This is a genomic window from Desulfovibrio sp. 1188_IL3213 (assembly GCF_036763145.1).
GTDB lineage: Bacteria > Desulfobacterota > Desulfovibrionia > Desulfovibrionales > Desulfovibrionaceae > Desulfovibrio.
Window position 1 is genome coordinate 1 of sequence record NZ_JBAIYR010000740.1, and the last position, 255, is coordinate 255.

1 pseudogene is annotated in these 255 nt (G+C 56.5%); it reads left to right on the plus strand.

The features are described from left to right. Window positions 1-255: pseudogene (locus tag V6C16_RS14800) on the plus strand (NAD(P)(+) transhydrogenase (Re/Si-specific) subunit alpha); the annotation flags it as partial.

The following is a 255-nucleotide window of genomic DNA, read 5'->3' on the forward strand; positions in this document are numbered from 1 at the left end:
CCGTCAAAAAGATGGTTGCCGACGGCGCCACGGTTCTTGTTGAAAAGGGCGCGGGCGACGGCGCTTTCTTTGCCGACAGCGCCTATGTTGAGGCCGGCGGCAAGATCATCGACGATGTTCAGGAAATTTTTGCCAAGGCTGACGTTATCCTGAAGGTGAAAGAGCCTCTGTTCAACGACAAGGTGAACAAGCACGAAGCGGAAATGGTGCGTGACGGTCAGTACCTGATCACCTTCCTGCACCCTGCGGCTCCCG